This window comes from Streptomyces sp. V1I1 (assembly GCF_030817355.1).
GTDB lineage: Bacteria > Actinomycetota > Actinomycetes > Streptomycetales > Streptomycetaceae > Streptomyces.
This window is the reverse complement of the sequence record NZ_JAUSZH010000001.1, coordinates 7,848,705-7,868,427: the sequence shown is the minus strand read 5'-3', so window position 1 is coordinate 7,868,427 and position 19,723 is coordinate 7,848,705. Positions and strand designations below refer to the sequence as shown.

The following is a 19,723-nucleotide window of genomic DNA, read 5'->3' as shown; positions in this document are numbered from 1 at the left end:
GCCACTTGAGGTGGCCCCCGCTACCGGTTCCGGCCGGTTGTACGGCCTGGTGGACGGCCGCGACCGATGGGTGACCGGCGAGTTCTCGAGCCGGCGTTTCGGCGTCGGCAACTGGTCGGGAACAACGTACGGCCGGCACCGGCGAGTTGCCGGGGCCGGCCGTACGGGCCTGCGGGTGGGGCGCCAAGGGGCACCCCACCCGCAGCTCCGTTCAGTCCTTGTCCGTGCCGCCCGCTCCCGCCGGACGCCAGCCCCGGGCGCGGGCCCTGGGGAGGGCGAAGGCCGCCCACAGGATGGCGAGGACGCCTGCGGTGCCGAGGAGGACGAAATGCGTGGCTCGGTCGGTGGCGCGGTCGGCGGCCGAGGTGTCGCGGACGGCCACGGGGTCCGCGGCGCGCTCGGCACCGGCAGCCGTACCCGAGTCGCCGAGGACCGTGGTGACGGCGGCGTACGGGTCCAGCTGGGGGATGTCGGCGGGGTAGGCGGTGGCGGTGAGACGGCGCGCGACGGCGTCGGGCGAGTCGTCGGGCCGGACGGCACGGACTGCCGCGGCGGCCCCTGCGGCGTAGGCGGTGGCCACCGAGGCTCCGGCGCCGAGGTAGTGGCCGTCGCCGCGCGGGCCGCCGGAGACCACCCCGGCGCCGGGGGCGGCCAGATCGATGCCGCTGGTGGCCAGGGAGTTGTCCGGGCGGACACCGCCGGGAAGCATGTCGGCGACCGAGAGGACCCCGGGTTCACCGGCCGGCCAGTAGGTGCGCGACGGGATTTCGTCGGTGCCGCCCCGGGGCGGGTCCGGGGTGGCCGCGGCGACCACCAGCGCGCCCTCACGGCGGGCGTCGGCGACCGCACGGGTCAGTTCCGCGTCACGACGCGGCAGGGCCGCCGCGACGGCGATGACGTCGGCTCCGGCCTCGGTCGCCTCGCGCAGCGCCTGCGTGACGAGGTCGGCGCTCGCCTGACCGCGCTGGTCGGTACCGCGCAGGGCCAGGATCTTCGCGCCCGGGGCGACACCGGTCAGAAGCGAGCCGCCGTCGCCGGTCCCGGCGATCAGCCCGGCCATGAAGGTTCCGTGACCGACGCAGTCGTCGGCGGCCGTGCCCTCGGCGGTGACCCTGCCGCTGAGCCCGGCGGCGCCCGGGACGACACCGGTGTCGATCAGGGCGACGGTCACGCCCGCGCCGGTGCTGTACTGGTGCAGCCGGTCCAGGTCGAGGCGCTGGCGCGACCAGTCCTGCTTCTTCGCCTTCTCGCGGGACGCGGGGGTGCAGGTGACCGCATCCGCGTCCGGATCGAGCGCGGAGGGCATGCCGGGCAGTTCCTGGCCCTTCTTCCCGTCGGCCGCCGGCAGGCGCGACGGGGGTGCCGCCTGGGCCGGGACGGCCGTGGGCAGCAGCAGCGCGGCGGCGAGTCCGGTGCCGGACAGCAGGCGGGCCACCCCGCGGGCGGGCATCGTCATCGGGGAGCCGCCTTCGGTGCCGCGGACACGACGTCCTCGGGGAGCAGGATGCGCAGGTCGTCCAGAGTGGGTGTGGCCAGTGAACTGAGCCGCCCCGCCTGGCGGGTGACCATCGACTCGACCACCTGACGGGCCAGGCGGGCGTTGCCGAAGGAGCGGTCCCGGGACAGCGAGTCGAAGTACTCCTTGAGCAGCGGGCCGGTGCCGGCTCCGCACTCGTAGCCCATGCTCGAGGCCTGGGCCCGCACGATGGTGACCAGTTCCTCTGAGGAGTAGTCCGCGAAGGAGATCCGGCGCGGGAAGCGGGAGGACAGGCCCGGGTTGGAGGCGAGGAAGCGCTCCATCTCGTCCGTGTAGCCGGCGACGATGACGACCACCTCGTCGCGGTGGTCCTCCATCAGCTTCAGCAGGGTGTCCACGGCCTCCTGGCCGAAGTCGGCGCCGCCGCCGCGCGGGGTGAGGGTGTACGCCTCGTCGATGAACAGCACGCCGCCGCGGGCCCGTTCGAAGACCTCGCGGGTCAGCTGGGCGGTGTGGCCGATGTAGCGGCCGACCAGGTCGGCGCGGGCCGCCTCGATCAGCTGGCCCCGGTCGAGGATGCCGAGCTGGGTCAGGATCTCCCCGTAGAGGCGGGCGACGGTGGTCTTGCCCGTACCGGGCGGGCCGGTGAAGACCAGGTGGTTGCTGAGGGAGGGCACCGGCAGCCCGGCGGCGGCACGGTGGCGGGCGGTGGTGATGAGGTTGACCAGGTCCGCGACCTCGCGCTTCACCTCGGCCAGGCCGATCATGTCGCCGAGGCGGGTCAGCGGGTCGTCGGCCGGGGCCGCGGTCTCGGCGGCCTTCGTGGCGGCGGTGGCGGAGACGTCCTCCGGCAGCAGCAGCCGCAGGTCGTGCTCACCGACCTGCTGCAGGGTGGCGAGCCGGACCGCCTGTCTGTCCACCATCTCCTCGAACACCCCGCGTGCGGCACGGCCGTTGCCGAAGCCGCTGTCCCGAGGCATCGCCTCGAAGTGCGCGGCCAGCGCCGCCGCGGTGCCCTCGCCCAGCTCGTACTGGTGCTGGGCGCACATGTTCTCCATGATCGCGACCAGTTCGGGCACCGAGTAGTTCTCGAACTCGACGGTCCGCGAAAAGCGGGAAGCCAAGCCGGGGTTGGAGCCGAGGAAGGACTCCATCTCGCGGGAGTAGCCGGCCGCGACCACCACCACGTCGTCGCGGTGGTCCTCCATCAGCTTCAGCAGGGTGTCCACCGCCTCACGGCCGAAGTCGGCGCCGCCATTGCCGCTGTCCGAGGCGAGCGTGTACGCCTCGTCGATGAACAGCACACCGCCGAGCGCCCGTTGGAAGGTCTCGGTGGTCTTGATCGCGGTACCGCCGACGACCTGCGCGACCAGGTCGGCTCGGGAGACCTCCACCAGGTGCCCGCTGCGCAGCGAACCCAGTTCGGCGAGGATCGCCCCGTACAGGCGGGCGACGGTGGTCTTACCGGTGCCGGGCGGACCGGCGAAGATCAGGTGCCGGCTCATCGGCGGGGCCGACATGCCGAGTTGTTCGCGGCGCTGGGCGAGCTGCGTCAGGTTGACCAGGGTGCGCACCTGCTGCTTGACGTTCTCCAGGCCGATCAGCGCGTTCAGGGCGCCGAGCGGGCCGTCCGCGCGGTCCGGCGGGGGCGCGTCCGCGGCGCCGGAGCCGGCCGGGTCGGTGTTCTCGGCGCTGCCGCTGCCCCACGCGTCCCGCTTGCCGTTGCCGGTGCTGTTCAGGCCCTCAACGGCCAGCCGGTCGCCGGGCTCGGTCTGCACCAGGCCGCCGCCCTCGTTCTCCCGGGCGAGGCAGTTCACGAGGGACACCGGCGCGGTGGACTCCACCCGAAAGCCGTCCTGGGCGCCGCCGGAGACCTCGCAGCCGCTGAGCGAGGCGAGCGCGCCCTCGCGGAGGAGGAAACCGTGGCCCTTGGGGGCGTGCACCGCGGTGCGGTTGGCGGTCAGCTCGCCGCCCGTGGCGACGACCACACCCTCCTCGCCGGATATCTCGACGCGGAAGTCGCGGACGGTGACGTTGCCGCCGTCCTCCACGACCAGACCGCTGGTGGCCGTGTCGGAGACCCCGCCACCGGCCAGGTAGAGGGTGCTGCCGGAGGCGACGCGTACACCCGCGCCCTTCGGCCGGACGATCTCGCAGTCCTCTACGCGGCCGCGGGCGTCCTTGGCGGTTGAGATGCCGTCACCGGAGGGTTCCACCAGCCGGGCCCGTCGCAGCAGCGGGTTGGCACCGCCGCGCACCGCGATCGCGGGCGAGCCGCCGATCACCTCGAGGTGGTCCAGCTCCGGCGCCGAGTCCTCCTCCAGGAGCAGCCCGGTCTGGTCGCAGTCGCGGACCGTCAGGCCGGTCAGGGCCGGGGAGGCGGCTCCCGCGACCCGCAGCGCCGCGCCCTGCGCGCCGTCCACCCAGCAGTCCTCGAAGGTGCCGCGCGCCCGGTCGGTGACGAGCACGCCGTGGCCGCGCGTACGCGAGACGCGGCAGCGGCGCAGTACCGGGTCGGTGCCCTGGGCCAGTGTGATGCCGTTCCCGGACGCTCCGGTGACGCGGACGTCCTCCAGCGTCGTACGGCCCCCGCTGCTCAGGTGCACGCCGGTGCTGGTGTCGTGCACCACGGTGCGGACCACCGAGAGGGAGCAGTTCTGCTCCAGGGCGATGGAGGGTTTGTCGGTGGAGGAGATGTCGCAGTCCTCGACGGTGCCGCGGGCCTCGCCGTTGGCGAGCAGGCCGTTGCCGCGGGCGTCGCGGACCGTGCAACCGCGGATGCGTGCCTCGCCCTGCTCCGCGATGACCAGGCCGCTGGTGCCCAGGTGTTCGAAGGTGCAGGACTCCACGGTGGTTGGCGTGGTCGAGGTGACCACGATGCCCGCGCCCTGCGGGTTGCTCACCCGGCACTCCCGCAGCGCGAGTGAACCCGTTCCGCCGGCCAGCATCGCGGTCCAGGCGGCGCCGACGACCTCACAGCCGTCGAGGGCGGCCTGCCCGCGCCGCACGTCCACGGCCGGCAGTTCGGCGTCGCCGCCGCGCAGAGTCAGTTCGGAGAGCATCACGGCGTCGGCGCGCAGCGCGATCACGCTGCCCGAGCGCGGGCGGATCTCCACCGTCCCCCGCCCTTCGGCGGCGGTGAGGGTGACCCTGGTGTTGATCACCAGGTTCTCCGCGTATGTCCCGGGCCGGACGCTGATGAGTGCGCCGGTACGGGCGGCCGCGAGTGCCTCACCGATCGTCCGGTAGCGGTCCCGGTCCCCCGGACCGACGGTCAGTACCTGGCGCGACACGCACCAACCTCCTTGCCACGGGGGCGTCTGCAGTGGGCGCCCCCTCGTCCGGGGGCGCGTGTCGGCTAGCCGACGGTGCCATCATGCCTCGCCCTGGGGGCGGGCGAGTGCCGAGAGCGGTGTTCTCGGTCTGCGGGCGTCCTGTCAGACGCTCCACTTCTGGTTGTCGGTCCCCGCGCAGCTCCACAGCTGCAGCCAGGCCCCGCTGCCCCGGTTGTTGTCCTTGATGTCGACGCACTTGCCGACAACGGTGTTGACCAGGTCGTGGCTGGCGTTCAGGACGAACTTCTGGGCGGCGTTGCCACTGCACCAGGCGATCTGGATGGGGGTGCCGTCGTTGTAGTTCGCGTTGGCCACGTCCAGGCACTTGCCGTTGATGCGGACGGTGCCGTCGGAGGCGAACTGCCACTTCTGTGCGGGGCCGTTGTTGCAGTCCCACACGAACAGCTGCTTGCCGTCGCTGAAGTCGCCGCCCGGTACGTCGATGCAACGGCCCGAGAGGTGACTGCGCAGGGAGACGGGGGCACTGAGAGTCACGCCCGAACCGGCCTTCGCGGGCTGGTCCTTGCGGCCGTCGGACTGCTTCCCGCCGCTCTGTTTCTCCGGCTGGTCCTTCTCACCGGCGTCCTTCGGCCGGTCCTCGCCCTTGTCCCCGCCCTTCACCGGGGCGGACGCGGAAGCCTCTTTCACCGGCTCCTTCTGCTTGCCCTGCTGGTCGGGGTCCTTCTTGCCGTCGCCGGAGGAACCGGTGTCGGGCGTGGTCGCAGCGAACTCGCCCGGTGCGTCCTGCGCGTTCCCGCCGAGCACTGTTCCCTCCGACGCCGGCCCCCTGCGGTCCTTGTCGTCGTTCCCGCCGAGCATCATGAACGGCACCGACACGAGCAGCGCCCCCGCGACCGCGGCCCCGGCCAGCACCGCCCTACCCGGCCGCCCCACCGGTCCGGCCTGCTGCTGCGGCCGGTCGATCGCGGTCACAGTCATGGTCCGTACGAACGCTGGCAGCCGGCTCTTGGCGGCCGCGGCGGCACCGGGGTCGCCTTCGGCTTCGGACTGACTGCCGGAGGCCGCCCCGCTCTCGGAGCTGGTGCCGGTCTCGGAGCCGGCTCGGCTCTCGGAGTTGGTGCCGGTCTCAGAGTTGGTGCCGGTCTCGGAGCTGGCGCCGGTCTCAGAGTTGGTGCCGGTCTCGGAGCTGGCGCCGCCTTCGGGCTCGGTGGTGCTGCCCTGTGCGGCCGTCTCCTCGGCCGCGGCAAGTTTCGTACCGGCCTCGGCTCCGCTCTTCGCCTCCGCGGGCTCAGAGTTGGGCTCGGTCTTGGGTGCGGGCTCGGCGACGGCTCCGGTCGCGGCCGTCTCCTCGCCGTCGGAACCGGGCTCGGCACTCGGGGATGTGGGGGGTTGTGGGGCCGATGGTGTCACGTGGTCCTCCCTGTGGTGTGGGGCCAGGGTTCAGGAGAGCTGTCGGTCCGGGCCGCGGCCGCAGGGCCGGTACGGTCCGCCGAGCCGGAGAGGCCGCCGGAGCTCTCCACCGTCACGGCCTCTGCTGCGGGCGCCCCCTCGGCACCCGGCACACGTACGGGATCGAGAAGACTGTCCGCCGGGACGAGCAAGGGGGCCGCGGCTCCGGCGTTCGCCAGCAACCGGGTGCCCGAATCACTCAGTGAACGGGCCAACTCGCGTGCGGGAAGCGTGTCATGTCGAAGTGCCGCGGACATGAACTCGTGTACCGGCGAGGTGAACAACAGCACCACCGGTGCCCCGTCCAGGCCGGTGGCCGTGAGCGGCCCGCCGTCCGGCCCGCGCACCACTGTGATCTCCGCCTCCGCGAGCGCCGCGAGCGCCTCGTCCACCGAGCCGTAACCGGTGGCGGCACGCTGCGCCGCCGCGTCCACCGGGTCGCTGGGCTCCGGCCAGCCGAGCACCCGGGCCGAGGGCCGGTACGCCGGGTTGGCGCGGTAGTCCCCCACGCCCCCGTCCTCGTCCGACTGCCACTCCCCCAGCACCGCCCACTCCGGCGGCGTCCGCTCCTCGGTCCACTCCGGGTCGACGACGCCGATCCAGTGCCCCGGCGCCCGGCGGGCGGCGGCCCGCACGGCCTCGGGTATCTCGGGCGTGTCCGCGAATTTGGTGGTCTCGGTGATGTCGGCAACGACTGGCTCGGAAGCGGCGGTCGGGCCGGAGCCGTCAGGCGCCACGGACAAGGCATCATGCCTGCCCTCTTGCCGTTCTCCGGGCCGCATTTTCACCTGAACTCTTCGGTCCGTACGAATTCTTGGGTGCCGCGCGCCATGCGCGCACCTCGACGTTGATCAGATCGGGGAGCCAACAGGATGCCACACGCGCCCCGCCCGTGGGCGACCGGGTCATGTCCGTATCAGGGGCCCGCGTGCCCGTTTGCTGCCCGGTGGTGAACTTTTGGGGACCAGTGAGGCGTGGGTGGACAAAGCGGTGGGTCGGTTGGGGCTGGGGGTGCTGCTGTCGCCCCTGTGACAGGCTAAGTTGGGTGTGCCATCGGACCCCGTCGACGTACACATGCCTTCCGCCCGGACGTCCAAGCCAGCTCTGTACGGGAGGACTTCGCGGCTCGGAAGGTTCGCAGCCCGGAAAGGCTCGGACCGGTCCGCGGCCGCCGCCGCGGAGGGTCACGCGGAACTCGACGACCAGGACCGAGAGCCGAACCGGCTCACTCGACGCGGCACTTGCCCAAAGCCCGCCGCGCCGACCGGCGTTCGTCCGGCCCGGCCGCTGTGCGGGCCCGTGCCCACCACCGACAGCTCCGCCACCGAGGAGGAGTACCGCATGTCCCCCCAGCACCACACCCCCGGCGCGAACGCGGAGGCGGCCGCCGCCCGCGCAGAGGAGGCCGGGTCGCCACCCCCGTCCTCGGCACCGGACGAGCAGGCCCCGAGCCCCGCCGCGGCCCCCAAGGCGGAGTCAGGCACTGCCCCGAGCGGGGAGACCGCTGCCGCGACCGCCACCGCCGCCGCCCCGCCCCCGGCCGCCGAGGAGCCCGAGGAGGGCGTCGCCGTGGCGGCGGCCGTCGGAACGGCGCCGCCGGACGTCAAGGCCGACACCGGTACCGACACAGGACGCCCCCGCAAGCCGATCCTGGCGGGGGCCGCGATCGCCGGCGCCGTCCTGGTCGCCATACCCCTGCTGCTGGCGGGGAGCGCGAACGACGAGCGACCCGACTCCGCCAAGGGGCTGGCCGTGGACTCCGACACCGTCCTGAACGCGAGCTCCGCCCCCGCCGTGCTCGACGACTACGTGGCCGAGAAGCCCAGTTCGTCCCCGAGCAAGGCGAAGCCGAAGAAGAGCGAGGCTCCGAAGGTCGCCGTCGTCCAGCCTGCCGCGCCCTCGCCGAGCCCCAAGGCGAGCAGCTCGCCCGAGAAGAAGGCCAAGGCGAAGCCCAAGCCCAAGGCGACCCCGAAGCCGAACTGGGGCACCAAGACTGTCTACGCGACCAGTGTCCTGCAGGTCGGACAGGCCTGGTCCACCAACCGCATCCGCATGGTCATGCAGAGCGACGGCAACCTCGTCGTCTACAACGAGAAGGGCAAGCCCATCTGGGCGGCCATGACGTTCGGAGCCAACCACCGGGCAATCTTCCAGCAGGACGGCAACCTCGTCATCCACAACGCCGACGACCGCCCCATCTGGGCCTCCAAGAGCCACGGCCACGAGAACGCCCAGCTGGTCCTGCGGGCGGACGGCAAGGTCGTCATTCTTCACAACGGCGGAGTCATCTGGTCCACCTGACACCGCGGCGGGTCGGAAAGGCCCGCCGGCTGTCGGACCTCGCCGCTATGTGACGGGCCGTGATCGCACAACGGCGCCACGGCCCGTCAACGCTGCCCATTCCGCCGCTCGCCGCGCGGACCTCAGCCGAGGAACGACAACCGAACCCGCCTGTCCGGGTTGTCGCGGTTCGTGTCCACCAAACTCCGTCACGGCGCCCCAGCCGGTCATGGTGACCGTGTCGAACCTGGTGACCAACGGCGCCGAGCACATGCGGGAGGACACCCGGCCTACCTCTCCACCCGAACCTTCGGGTTCTGCAGGAAGCACGGCTGCAAGCTGGACGGGACGGAGATGAGCAGCGGCTTCGTCGCCCGGGCGGTCTGCCGGGTGGTCGGCGACCGCACCACCAACGGCCAGGGCGGCAACGCGATCGACGACGGCAATCCGGGCCAGTAAGTGATGTATTTCCGAGGAGGAACGGGCGGCAACCGGGCACCGGACCGGGCGATCCGGGTCCTGGAGACGGGCGTCAATTTCCGGTCGGCGGGCGGCAGTCGGCTGCCGTCAGAGTGTCTCGGTCAACGAATCCGCCAGTCGGCGGCGCGCGGTCCTGGTCGCCGGTACCGCCGCGGCTGCGACAGCACCCAGCACTGCGCCGGCCACGACCGAAGCCAGCAACAGCGCGGGCGGGACATGGGCAATACCGGCGCCCATACCGCTGGAGCGGCCCTGTGTGTCCACCAGCCAGCTGCCGGACAGCACCCCCAGCCCCGTGCCGATCCCGGCGGCCAGGAGTGCCGTGAAGCCGGCGGCCGCCACGATCGCCGAGCTGATCTGGCGAGGTGTCAGTCCGATCGCCTTGAGCGCGAGCAGATCACGGCCGCGGTCGCGGACGCCGGTGCCGATGACGGTCAGCAGCTCGGTGAGCCCGATCAGGGCCAGCACTCCGACAAGGGCCGCGATCACGCCCCGCGCCGGTTCCAGCCGGTCCGCCGGGTTGGGTGTCTCTCGGATCTCCAGGGCGCCTCCGGCTGCCTCGGCGAGAGCGCTGCTCACCGCACGGGGTTCCGCGCCGGGCCGCAGGACGAGATGGTAGAAGTCCGGCCTCAGTGCCGGGTCGCGTTCTTCAAGCGTGTCGATCGTCGTCGAGATGACCCGGCCGCCGGCTTCCGGTTCGATGCTGCGTCCGACGATGTGCAGGATCTGCGGCCGCCCCTCAACCGTCATCCGGACCCAGTCTCCGACCCGTACGTCCAGCAGATCGAGCAGGCCTTGGCCGGCGACCGCCTCGTCAGGGCCGTCGGCGGGGCGCCCCTCGACAACGGTGAAGGGGTAGGGAGCGCGGGCGGTGCCGAGCCCTCGCAGTGTGATGGTGCCGGTCTGCCCCGGCACCAGCGCCGCGACCTCCACGCCCGGATGGACGGCGGCGACGTCCGGGGGGGCGGTCAGCGCGCGCTGGAGATCCTGGCCGGTGAGGCTGCCGGGCTGCTCGGCCCGTACGGTCAGCGCTGCGGGCACTCCCACGTCCGCGGGGCGGCTGCGGAACATGTCCAGCGTGGACCAGGTGACGAGCGCAACGGTGATCATGAGGAGCGGCAGCGCGAGCCGGGCCACGGTGATCAGGGTGCGCGGCCGCCGGGGGAACGCCGCCCGCCACCCCAGTACCAGCGCGGGCGGCACCCGCATGCCGAGCGCCCGGCGGCCCAGCCCGGTCATCGGTGCCACTGAGGGAAGTGCCGCCCGGGCGACCGGCACCGGCGGGACCCGGCCGGCTCGCCAGGCGGCGAGTGAGGTGGCTGTCGCGATCAGCAGCACCGCGCCGCTGGGGACGCCGATCATCAGGGCGGTGTGCCCGGGCAGGTCCTGCCACACCCCGGCCGCCTCCCCGATCGGGCCGGGTATCCGGGCACCCAGGAGGGCGATCGCCGCAGTGCCCAGGGTGACCCCGAGCAGCGCGAAGGCGAGGTGCTGGACAAGGAAGCCGCGTACCACCTGGCCCGGCGTGAACCCGATCGCCTTGAGGATCGAGATGTCCCTCAGCTGTCCGCGGATACGGGCGCTGATCGCCCCCGATGCGGCGAGCGCGGCTGCCAGCAGGGCGCCCAGCCCGAACACCGCGAAGAGCTGCCCGAGCAGCCGCTCGTCGCCTCCGGCCTCGGCGCGCGCCTGCTGCCATTTGGTCACCTGGGCGACGCGGTCGGCGCCGAGCAGAGTGACGGCCTGCTGGACGGTGAAGTCGGTGTCGTCCGGTTCGTCCAGCCGCAGTCCCACGCTGTGGCTGGTGCTGTGCGGTGCGATGCGGTCGAGTGTGCCGGGCAGCACCCATCCGATACCGGGCTCGCCGCCCGGCCGGTAGCGGGGTTCCGCGGCTTCGGCTACACCGGCCACCCGGAGGGTGCGCGCGGTGCCGTCCGATCCCGCGACGGTCAGGGTGTCACCCGGCTCCGCCCAGAGCACCCGCGCGAGGGAGCTCTCCAGCACGACGCCCTCTGCCTGCGTATCGAGCCAGCTCCCCTCGGTGACCAGTGGCCGGGCGATCTCCGGCGGCCGGGTGCCCGCCGCGCGCAGGGCCACGCTCGCTCTCACCCCACGGGATTCAAGGGTGGCCTGACCGGTGCGGTACGGCCCCGAGACACCGGCGACACCGTCCAGTTCGGACAGCGTCCCCATGTCCGCGGCGACCCGGGTGTGGAGCCAGACATGGGCGCCCTGGGACTGGGTGAAGATCCGCTGCCAGGGGTTGGCGGCATAGCTGAACAGGGCCACGGCCAGCAGCAGGGAAGCGATGATGCCGGCGCTGGCCAGGACGACGAACACGGATTGTCCGCGGTGTGCCCGGAGATCGGCGTGCGCCCAGCGCAGAGTGGCCCGCACGGTCACTCCTTCAGTTCGAGTACGCCGGAGACGCCGCGGCCCGTGGTGCGGTGCCCCGCACCGAGTGCCGCGTCGTCGGCTATTCGCCCGTCGAAGAAGCTGATGACCCGGTCGGCCGCGCTGGCCATCCGTGCGTCATGGGTGACCAGCAGGATCGTCTGGCCGCGTTGATGGAACCGGGAGAGCAGCCGGAGCACTTCCCGGGTGCCCTTGCTGTCCAGGCTGCCGGCCGGTTCGTCGGCGAGCAGCAGCGCGGGATGGTTCACCAGGGCCCTGGCCAGAGCGACGCGCTGCTGCTCGCCGCCGGAGAGTTCGCCCGGCATGGACCGTTCCCTGCCTTCGAGGCCGAGTTCGGCGAGCAGTTCCGCCCGGCTGTCCCTGGCTGCCTTGGGCGAGGCGCCCGCCAGCAGCGCGGGCAGTTCGACGTTGTCGGCGACGGTGAGGTCGGAGACCAGGTTGAAGAACTGGAAGACGATGCCAATGCTCCGGCGGCGCAGCACCGCCCAGCGGGCCTCGCGATACTCGTCCACCCGGCGGCCGTCGAGCCAGAGGCGGCCGCTGTCGGGTCGCTGGAGCCCGCCGATGAGGTGGAGCAGCGTGGACTTGCCGGCGCCGGAGGGGCCGGTGACAGCAACGAATTCCCCGGGCTGAACGGTCAGATCCACTCCGCGTACGGCGTGAACCGGTGCGCCTTCGCCGTGATGGGTCTTGGTCAGACCCTCGGCGCGTACGATCGGTACATTGTCCCCCTGACCAGGCGTGGCACCGGATGCGCCCAGCGCGGCAGGAGCGGTGTCCTCGCTCATTCCAGCTCCTCCTGACAGCGTTCCAGCCAGTCGAGGTCGGCTTGCAGATGCAGCATCGCGCCCTCGATCAGCAGCTGGGAGACCCTGTTGTCCCGGTCCTCGGCCGCGGCCAGCTTCGACAGGTCACGCATGGTGTTCAGGTACTGACGCCGCTGTTTGTTGATCAGCGTGATCGGGTCGGCAAGACCGGATTGGGGCGCGAGGGCGACCTTCATGAAGAACTCGTCCCTGACCCGCGGCTCGTCCGTGGTCTCTTCGAACCAGGCGAGTACGGCCTCCCGCCCGGCGTCGGTGAGCCGATACGTACGCTTGTTGGGCCTGCCGGACTGCTCGACGTCCTCGCCTGCGATCAGACCGGCCTTTTCCAGCCGCCCAAGAGTGACGTAGATTTGGCCGACATTCGGCTGAGGGTACGCGGCACCCAGGAGCTTCTCAAGGTCCTGCTTGAGCTCGTAACCGTGCGCCGGACCACGGGTGAGAAGTGCCAGGAGCGGCAGCCGCACGCGCTCCCTCCCTCCCGCTCCATAGTTTCCTGTTGGCTCGGATACGGGGTGTGGTTCGCGCCACCCGCCTTCTCCGCCTGGACGTCTAGTATCGCCCATGCCTAACAGGTATACATAGGCCACATGGGACGGCGGCGCGGCCGGATCGGTGCACTGGGAGGAACCTATGCGGTGGATGCATGCCGCGGGTAGGGGGCTCCTCGTTGTCGCCGTAATCCTCGCGGGTTACGCGGGCTTCGGCGCCCAGTCGGAGAGTGCGGCTCCCAAGGGCCGCGGACCCATGACGCTGGTGACGGCGGGCGATCTCACCGAGTATCTCGGGCCGCTGCTGGACGACTGGAACCGCAGCCACGCGAAGGAACAGGTCACGCTCGTCGAGCTGCCCGACTCCGCGGACGAGACCCGGGCCCAGATGATCAGCGAGCTGCGGTCCGGCAGTGACCGGTTCGACGTACTGAACATCGATGTGGCCTGGACCTCCGAGTTCGCGGCTGCAGGATGGATCTCCCCCTTGCAGCGGGACCGGTTCCCGCTGAACACCTTCCTGGCGCCCGTGGTGGACACAGCCACCTTCGACGGCCGCCTCTACGCCGTCCCCTATGTCACCAACGCCGGGCTGCTGTACTACCGCAAGGACATTCTGGAGCGGGCGGGCGAACGGCCACCGCGCACATGGGCGGAGCTGGCCCGGCAGGCCCGGGAACTGGCCCCCGAGTACGGCATGGACGGCTATGCCGGCCAGTTCCTGCCGTACGAGGGACTGACGGTCAACGCCACCGAGGCCGTTCATTCGGCGGGCGGCTCGATCCTTCGGGACGACGGCGCCCGGGTGACGGTGGACTCGGCCGCGGCCCGGGCCGGACTGGAGTTCCTGGCGGGCGGAGTACGGGACGGCTGGATCTCCTCCAAAGCCCGCGGCTACAAGGAGGAGGAGTCCCGGCAGGCCTTCCAGGACGGCCGGCTGCTCTTTCTGCGGAACTGGCCCTACGTGTACTCGGTGGCCAACGCGCCGGGTTCGAAGGTGGCCGGCGCATTCGGTGCGGTGCCGCTGCCCGGACCGTCGGGACCGGGCACGAGTGTGCTCGGCGGCTCCAATCTCGCGGTCAGCAGCCACTCCCGGCATCCGGAGTCGGCCGCCGACCTGATCGCCTATCTCACCAGCGAGCGCGTCCAGCGGCAGGTGCTCACCGAGGGCTCGCTGCCACCGGTACGCGCCGCGCTGTACGAGGATCCCGCTCTGATCCGGGCCTACCCGTATCTGCCCACGCTGCGGCAGAGCGTACTGGCGGCCGAGCCGCGCCCCAAGAGCCCTCGGTACGACCAGGTGAGCCTCGCCGTGCAGGCCGTCGTCCAGGACGTCATGGCGCTGCGGCAGACGCCGCAGCAGGCCGTCGCACGGCTGTCCCGCGAGCTGGGAACGATCTCCCGCAAGGGCTGAATCTGCCGGCCGCCCCCTCGGCTCATTATTTACTTGTTAAGTAGTAGCTCACTCTGGCATACCCACAAATATCCGGGCATACCTGGGCTGTTTCTCACAGCATCGTTGACACGCTGCCGTCACCCCTACTTAACATGCATGCATAACAGCGCACCCGCTCTGGGGCGCTCTCGCATCCTTCAGGAACGGGTCAACGCGAGATGCTCACAGCTCTTCCGGCCGTCCTCGGCCACTCCCCCCGCACGGCCACCTCCTGGTGGCGCGACGCGGTGATCTACCAGGTGTACGTACGCAGCTTCCTCGACAGCACGGGGGACGGCATCGGCGACCTGGCCGGCGTTCGGGCCGGGCTGCCGTACCTCAGGAAGCTCGGTGTCGACGGCATCTGGCTCAGCCCGTTCTATCCGTCGCCGCAGCACGACCACGGTTACGACGTCGCCGACTACTGCGACGTCGACCCGGTCTACGGCGACCTGGCCGAGTTCGACCTGCTGATGGCCGACGCCCGCCGGCTCGGACTCAAGCTGCTGCTCGACATCGTCCCCAACCACTGCTCCAGCGAGCACCCGTGGTTCCGCGAAGCGCTCGCCGCCGACCCCGGCAGCGCCGCCCGCGCCCGCTTCCACTTCGCCGACGGCCGCGGGCCGGACGGCGCGGAGCCCCCCAACAACTGGCGGGCCATGTTCGGCGGGCCCGCCTGGAGCCGGATCACGGAATCCGACGGCACCCCGGGACAGTGGTATCTCCACCTGTTCACCCCGGAGCAGCCCGACCTGAACTGGCGCAACCCCGAGATCGGCGACTCCTTCGAGCGCGTACTGCGCTTCTGGCTGGACCGGGGTGTCGACGGTTTCCGCATCGATGTCGCCGCCGGCCTCTTCAAGCACCCCGAGCTGCCCGACTCCGACGACCCCGCCGCCGACGAGCGGTCCCGGGACTCGGTGAACCCGCTGGCCTGGAACCAGCCCGAGGTCCACCAGGTGTGGCGCCGCTGGCGGTCCGTGTGCGAGGAGTACGCGGACCGGGACGGCCACGAGCGGCTGCTCGTCGGCGAGGTCTCCGTACCGACGGCGCGCGAACACGCCGAGTACGTACGGCCCGACGAGCTGCACCAGGCGTTCTTCTTCGACCTGCTCAGCGCCCCGTGGGACGCCGAAGCCTTCCGGACAACCATCACGGAGGCGATACGCGACATCGCAGGGACGGGATCCACCGTCACCTGGGTGCTCAACAACCACGACCAGGTACGCACGGTCACCCGCTACGCGGGCGAGCCCGGCGTGGAGGCCAGCGGGCTCGGTGCGGCACGTGCCCGCGCCGCCGCTCTGCTGATGCTGGCGCTGCCCGGCGCCGCCTACGTCTACCAGGGCGAGGAGCTCGGCCTCCCGGAAGTCCTCGACCTTCCCGACGAGGTGCTCACCGACCCGATCTTCCACCGCACCGGCAGCCGCGCGCGCATCCGGGACGGCTGCCGGGTGCCGCTGCCCTGGTCGGGTCACGCGTCACCGTTCGGCTTCAGCCAGGGTGCGGCCGGCGCGCGGCCCTGGCTGCCACAGCCCGAGTGGTTCGCCGAGCACGCCACCGACCGGGCGCTGGCCGACACCCGCTCCTTCTGGCACCTCTACCGCGAAGGACTTCAACTGCGGCGCAGCCTGCCGCAGTTGGGCGAGGGCAGCCTGCGCTGGCTGGAGGCGCCCCCGCAGGTCCTGGCCATGACCCGCGGTGACGGACTCATCTGCGCGATCAACTTCGGAACCGAGCCCGTGCCCGCGCCGGTAGCGGGCACTCCACTCCTCTCCAGCGGTCCCTGCCCGGACGGTGTGCTCCCCGGAGCGACCGCCGCGTGGTGGACGGGCGACTGCCCCACCCCCTGAACCACCCACCATTCCCACCCCTCGGAAGGACTGTCACCATGCGACGACTCACGACGACCCGGCGGACCACGGCGGCCGCATCGGCGGTACTCACCCTCGCCCTCGGCGCGACGGCCTGCGGCGGCTCACCGGGCCCGGCGAGCGGCGGTAAGGAACTCAACGGCCAGACCGTGACCGTGGCCGGAGTCTGGACCGGCAGCGAGCAGAAGAACTTCCGGAAGGTGCTGGACGCCTTCACCAAGGAGACCGGCGCCAAGACCGTCTTCGTGCCGACCGGTGACAACGTCTCCACCTTCGTAGGCAGCAAGATCGAGGGCGGCAACGCCCCGGACGTGGCGATGGTGCCTCAGGTCGGCGTACTCCAGCAGTTCGCCAAGGAGGGCTGGCTCGAGCCCCTCTCACAGAAGACCGCGACGACCGCCGGCGCGAACCTCGCCACGGTGTGGAAGAACTACGGCACCGTCGACAAGACGTACTACGGCCTCTACTTCAAGGCGGCCCACAAGTCGACCGTCTGGTACAGCCCGAGCGCGTTCGAGCAGGCCGGAGTGGCGGAGCCCAAGAGCTACACGGACATGCTCAAGGCGGGCCGCACGCTCGCCGACTCCGGACTGCCCGCCTTCGCCGTCGCCGGTGAGGACGGCTGGACCCTCACCGACTGGTTCGAGAACATCTACCTCTCCCAGGCGGGACCGGAGAAGTACGACCAGCTGGCCGCCCACACCCTGCCCTGGACCGACGCCAGCGTGGTCAAGGCGCTCACCACCCTGGGCGAGGTGTTCAAGGACAAGCAGCTCGTGGCCGGCGGCTCGGCCGGCGCGCTGCGCACCGACTTCCCGGGCTCGATCGAGCAGGTCTTCGGTCCCGAGCCGAAGGCCGGCATGGTCTACGAGGGCGACTTCGTGGGCGGTATGGCCAAGGACGACTTCGGCAAGAAGCTCGGCGAGGACGCCAAGTTCTTCCCGTTCCCCGGCGTCGACAGCGGCAAGGCACCGGTGGTGAGCGGCGGTGACGCGGCCGTGGTGCTCAAGGACGGCAAGAACAAGAAGGCGGCGCAACGGCTGCTGGAGTTCCTGGCCACCCCCGAAGCGGCTTCGGTATGGGCCGGCGCGGGAGGCTTCCTCTCCCCCAACAAGGACGTGGACCTCGCCTCGTACGCCGACGACACCACCCGGTCCACGGCCAAGTCACTGGTGGATGCCGGTGACTCGGTGCGCTTCGACATGTCCGACCAGGCCCCGGCCGCGTTCGGCGGAACCAAGGGCGCGGGCGAGTGGAAGCTCCTCCAGGACTTCCTGCGCGACCCCTCGGACCCGAAGGGCACCGCGGCCAAGCTCGAAGCCGCGGCCGCCAAGGCATACAAGAGCTGAGGCCTCGCACCATGGCTGCACTCACCACATCCGCCCCCGCCGCGAATCCGCGGCGGCGGGCGCACCGCAGGAGGCGGAACATCGCGGTGGTGTTCGTCCTGCCCGCCCTGCTGCTGCTCGGCGCGCTGGTCGTCTACCCCGTCCTGTTCTCCGCCGGACGAAGCCTCTTCGACGCGAGCGGCGACCGCTTCGTCGGCGGCGAGAACTACGCCGAGATATTCAGCGATCCCGCGACGCTCAAGGCGATCCGCAACAGCACCATCTGGGTTGTCGTCGCTCCGGTCCTGCTGACCGGTCTCGGCCTGGTGCTCGCCGTACTCACCGAGAAGGTGCGCTGGGCAACTGCCTTCAAGCTGGTGCTCTTCCTGCCCATGGCGGTGTCGTTCCTGGCCGCCGGCATCATCTTCCGGCTCGCGTACGAGGAGGACCCGAACCGGGGTGTGCTCAACGCCGTGGCCGTGGGCGTCCACGACGCCTTCGACGACCGTTCCGCGTACCCCACCGCCAGGGCCCGTCAGGGCCAGGGACTGACCGGGGATCCGGGCGGTGCCTACCGTACGACCGACGCGGTCAGCCCCGGAAAGTCCGTCAGCCTCGGCTTCGTCGGAGTGGCACCGGACAAGATGCCGTCCGACGCCCGGCCCGCACATGCCGCGTCCTCTGCCGCGCCCGCAGCGGACGAGGTGAGGGGCGTGGTCTACCTGGACTTCACTCCTGGCGGAGGCGGCAGGCCGGGCAAGGTCGACCCGGCCGAGAAGGGTCTGCCGGGGATGTCGGTCGAGGCGGTACGGGACGGAAAGGTGGCCGCGAAAGCCACCACCGCCGCGGACGGCTCGTTCAACTTCCCCGGCCTGGACGCCGGTTCGTACACCGTCCGGCTCCCGGCGGAGAACTTCGCAGCCCCCTACCAGGGCATTTCCTGGCTCGGCCCCGCTCTGGTCACCCCGGCGATCATCGGTGCCTATCTGTGGATCTGGACCGGCTTCTCGATGGTGCTGATCGGGGCAGGACTGGCTGCCATCCCCCGGGACGCGCTGGAGGCGGCCCGGATGGACGGCGCCAATGAGTGGCAGATCTTCCGGAAGATCACGGTGCCGCTGCTCGCTCCGGTGCTGACGGTGGTCTTCGTGACCCTGGTGATCAACGTGATGAAGGTCTTCGACCTCGTCTGGATCATCGCGCCAGGGCCGGTCCAGGAAGAGGCCAATGTCCTGGCGACCCGGATGTGGCTGGTGTCCTTCGGCGGCGGCAACAACCAGGGACTCGGCAGCGCCCTCAGCGTGCTGCTCCTGCTTCTGGTCGTACCCGCCATGATCTTCAACGTCCGGCGCTTCCGAAGGAGCGGAGCATGAGCGGTCACAGCACCATCGAGCGCAATCCGTCCCAGCCGGTCGCCAAGGCCTCCGCCCGCGTCCCTGTCCACTCACACCGGCCGCGCCCGCGGCCCCTGGGCGTACTGTCCAAGTGGCTCGGCAACGGACTGGTCCAGGCAGTCCTGCTCGTCGTCGCACTCATCTGGATCACCCCGCTGGCCGGGCTGTTCCTGTCCTCGATGCGCTCCGAGCAGGACAACGCGGCCGAGGGCTGGTGGACGGCGCTGACCGATCCCGGGCAGCTGTCCCTGGACAACTACACCGCCCTGTTCCAGGACTCCGGCATCACCCAGGCCTTCTGGAACACCGTCCTGATCTCGGTGCCCACCACGGCGCTCGTCGTCGGTATCGCGGCGCTGGCCGGATACGCCTTCGCCTGGCTGGAGTTCCCCGGCCGCAATGCGATCTTCCTGGTGGTCGTGGGTCTGCTCGTGGTGCCCGTACAGATCGGGCTGCTGCCCGTGGCCAAACTGTTCGGCGCCGTCGGGCTGTTCGGCACGATCCCCGGCGTGATCCTCTTCCATGTCGCCTACGGGCTGCCATTCGCGATTTTCCTGCTCCGCAACTACTTCGCCGAGATCCCGCGCGAAATGCTGGAGGCCGCCCGGATGGACGGCGGCGGGGAGTGGCGGATCTTCTCCCGGCTGATCCTGCCACTGGGCCGGCCGGCCCTGGCCAGCCTGGCCATCTTCCAGTTCCTCTGGGTATGGAACGACATGCTGGTCGCGCTGCTCTTCGCCGACAGCGAGTCCCAGCCGCTCACCGTCGCCCTCCAGTCCGAGATGCGGCAGTTCGGCAGCAACATCGGAGTACTGGCGCCGGGTGCCTTCCTCTCCCTGGTGGTGCCGCTGATCGTCTTCTTCGCCTTCCAACGGCACTTCGTCCAGGGGGTGATGGCGGGCTCCGTCAAATAGCCCGGCGCATGGTCGCGGCCGAAGCCGCAGCCGCGACCGGCACCGTCGCCGACGTCAAGCACGTGA

Annotated in this window: 13 protein-coding genes; 6 read left to right on the top strand and 7 right to left on the bottom strand. The window is 71.2% G+C overall.

Going from position 1 to position 19,723, the window contains the following annotated elements:
* Positions 1 to 211: 211 nt before the first annotated feature.
* The 4 genes from QFZ67_RS36770 to QFZ67_RS36755 all read right to left on the bottom strand — a co-directional run bounded on the left by QFZ67_RS36770 (position 212) and on the right by QFZ67_RS36755 (position 7,004).
* Complete coding sequence (locus QFZ67_RS36770; RefSeq protein WP_307665371.1) at positions 212 to 1,456, bottom strand: S8 family serine peptidase; 1,245 nt, start codon at positions 1,454 to 1,456, stop codon at positions 212 to 214.
* Positions 1,453 to 4,770: a right-handed parallel beta-helix repeat-containing protein gene (locus tag QFZ67_RS36765; protein ID WP_307665370.1), complete on the bottom strand. Its 3,318-nt coding sequence runs from the start codon at positions 4,768 to 4,770 to the stop codon at positions 1,453 to 1,455. Before QFZ67_RS36765 ends, QFZ67_RS36770 begins: the two co-directional genes overlap by 4 nt.
* Before the next feature lie 144 nt (positions 4,771 to 4,914).
* Positions 4,915 to 6,183 (bottom strand): ricin-type beta-trefoil lectin domain protein, encoded by a 1,269-nt coding sequence (locus QFZ67_RS36760; RefSeq protein WP_307665369.1) that lies wholly within the window; start codon positions 6,181 to 6,183, stop codon positions 4,915 to 4,917.
* Positions 6,180 to 7,004, bottom strand: a complete 825-nt coding sequence (locus QFZ67_RS36755) for a type VII secretion system-associated protein (protein WP_307665368.1) — start codon at positions 7,002 to 7,004, stop codon at positions 6,180 to 6,182. Before QFZ67_RS36755 ends, QFZ67_RS36760 begins: the two co-directional genes overlap by 4 nt.
* A 559-nt stretch (positions 7,005 to 7,563) precedes the next feature.
* Here QFZ67_RS36755 and QFZ67_RS36750 point away from each other — a divergent pair.
* Positions 7,564 to 8,523: a mannose-binding protein gene (locus QFZ67_RS36750; RefSeq protein ID WP_307666102.1), complete on the top strand. Its 960-nt coding sequence runs from the start codon at positions 7,564 to 7,566 to the stop codon at positions 8,521 to 8,523.
* Between the two features lie 546 nt (positions 8,524 to 9,069).
* Here QFZ67_RS36750 and QFZ67_RS36745 read toward each other — a convergent pair.
* The 3 genes from QFZ67_RS36745 to QFZ67_RS36735 are packed head-to-tail and all read right to left on the bottom strand — an operon-like array spanning position 9,070 to position 12,688.
* Positions 9,070 to 11,379, bottom strand: coding sequence for an FtsX-like permease family protein (locus QFZ67_RS36745; RefSeq protein ID WP_307665367.1), 2,310 nt, complete (start codon positions 11,377 to 11,379; stop codon positions 9,070 to 9,072).
* Between the two features lie 2 nt (positions 11,380 to 11,381).
* On the bottom strand, positions 11,382 to 12,185 hold the full coding sequence (locus QFZ67_RS36740) for an ABC transporter ATP-binding protein (protein WP_307665366.1): 804 nt from the start codon (positions 12,183 to 12,185) through the stop codon (positions 11,382 to 11,384).
* Positions 12,182 to 12,688: a PadR family transcriptional regulator gene (locus tag QFZ67_RS36735; RefSeq protein ID WP_307665365.1), complete on the bottom strand. Its 507-nt coding sequence runs from the start codon at positions 12,686 to 12,688 to the stop codon at positions 12,182 to 12,184. The genes QFZ67_RS36740 and QFZ67_RS36735 overlap by 4 nt, the downstream gene beginning before the upstream one ends.
* A 166-nt stretch (positions 12,689 to 12,854) precedes the next feature.
* Here QFZ67_RS36735 and QFZ67_RS36730 point away from each other — a divergent pair, with 166 nt between their 5' ends.
* From QFZ67_RS36730 to QFZ67_RS36710, 5 genes are all read left to right on the top strand, one after another.
* On the top strand, positions 12,855 to 14,126 hold the full coding sequence (locus tag QFZ67_RS36730; RefSeq protein WP_307665364.1) for an ABC transporter substrate-binding protein: 1,272 nt from the start codon (positions 12,855 to 12,857) through the stop codon (positions 14,124 to 14,126).
* A 200-nt stretch (positions 14,127 to 14,326) separates the two neighbouring features.
* Positions 14,327 to 16,000, top strand: a complete 1,674-nt coding sequence (locus QFZ67_RS36725) for a glycoside hydrolase family 13 protein (RefSeq protein ID WP_307665363.1) — start codon at positions 14,327 to 14,329, stop codon at positions 15,998 to 16,000.
* Between the two features lie 38 nt (positions 16,001 to 16,038).
* Positions 16,039 to 17,370, top strand: coding sequence for an ABC transporter substrate-binding protein (locus QFZ67_RS36720; protein WP_307665362.1), 1,332 nt, complete (start codon positions 16,039 to 16,041; stop codon positions 17,368 to 17,370).
* Between the two features lie 11 nt (positions 17,371 to 17,381).
* Positions 17,382 to 18,722 (top strand): carbohydrate ABC transporter permease, encoded by a 1,341-nt coding sequence (locus QFZ67_RS36715; protein ID WP_307665361.1) that lies wholly within the window; start codon positions 17,382 to 17,384, stop codon positions 18,720 to 18,722.
* The gene (locus QFZ67_RS36710; RefSeq protein ID WP_373430173.1) at positions 18,719 to 19,657 is read left to right on the top strand and encodes a carbohydrate ABC transporter permease; all 939 of its coding nucleotides are present in this window, start codon (positions 18,719 to 18,721) and stop codon (positions 19,655 to 19,657) included. The genes QFZ67_RS36715 and QFZ67_RS36710 overlap by 4 nt, the downstream gene beginning before the upstream one ends.
* Positions 19,658 to 19,723 lie beyond the last annotated feature (66 nt).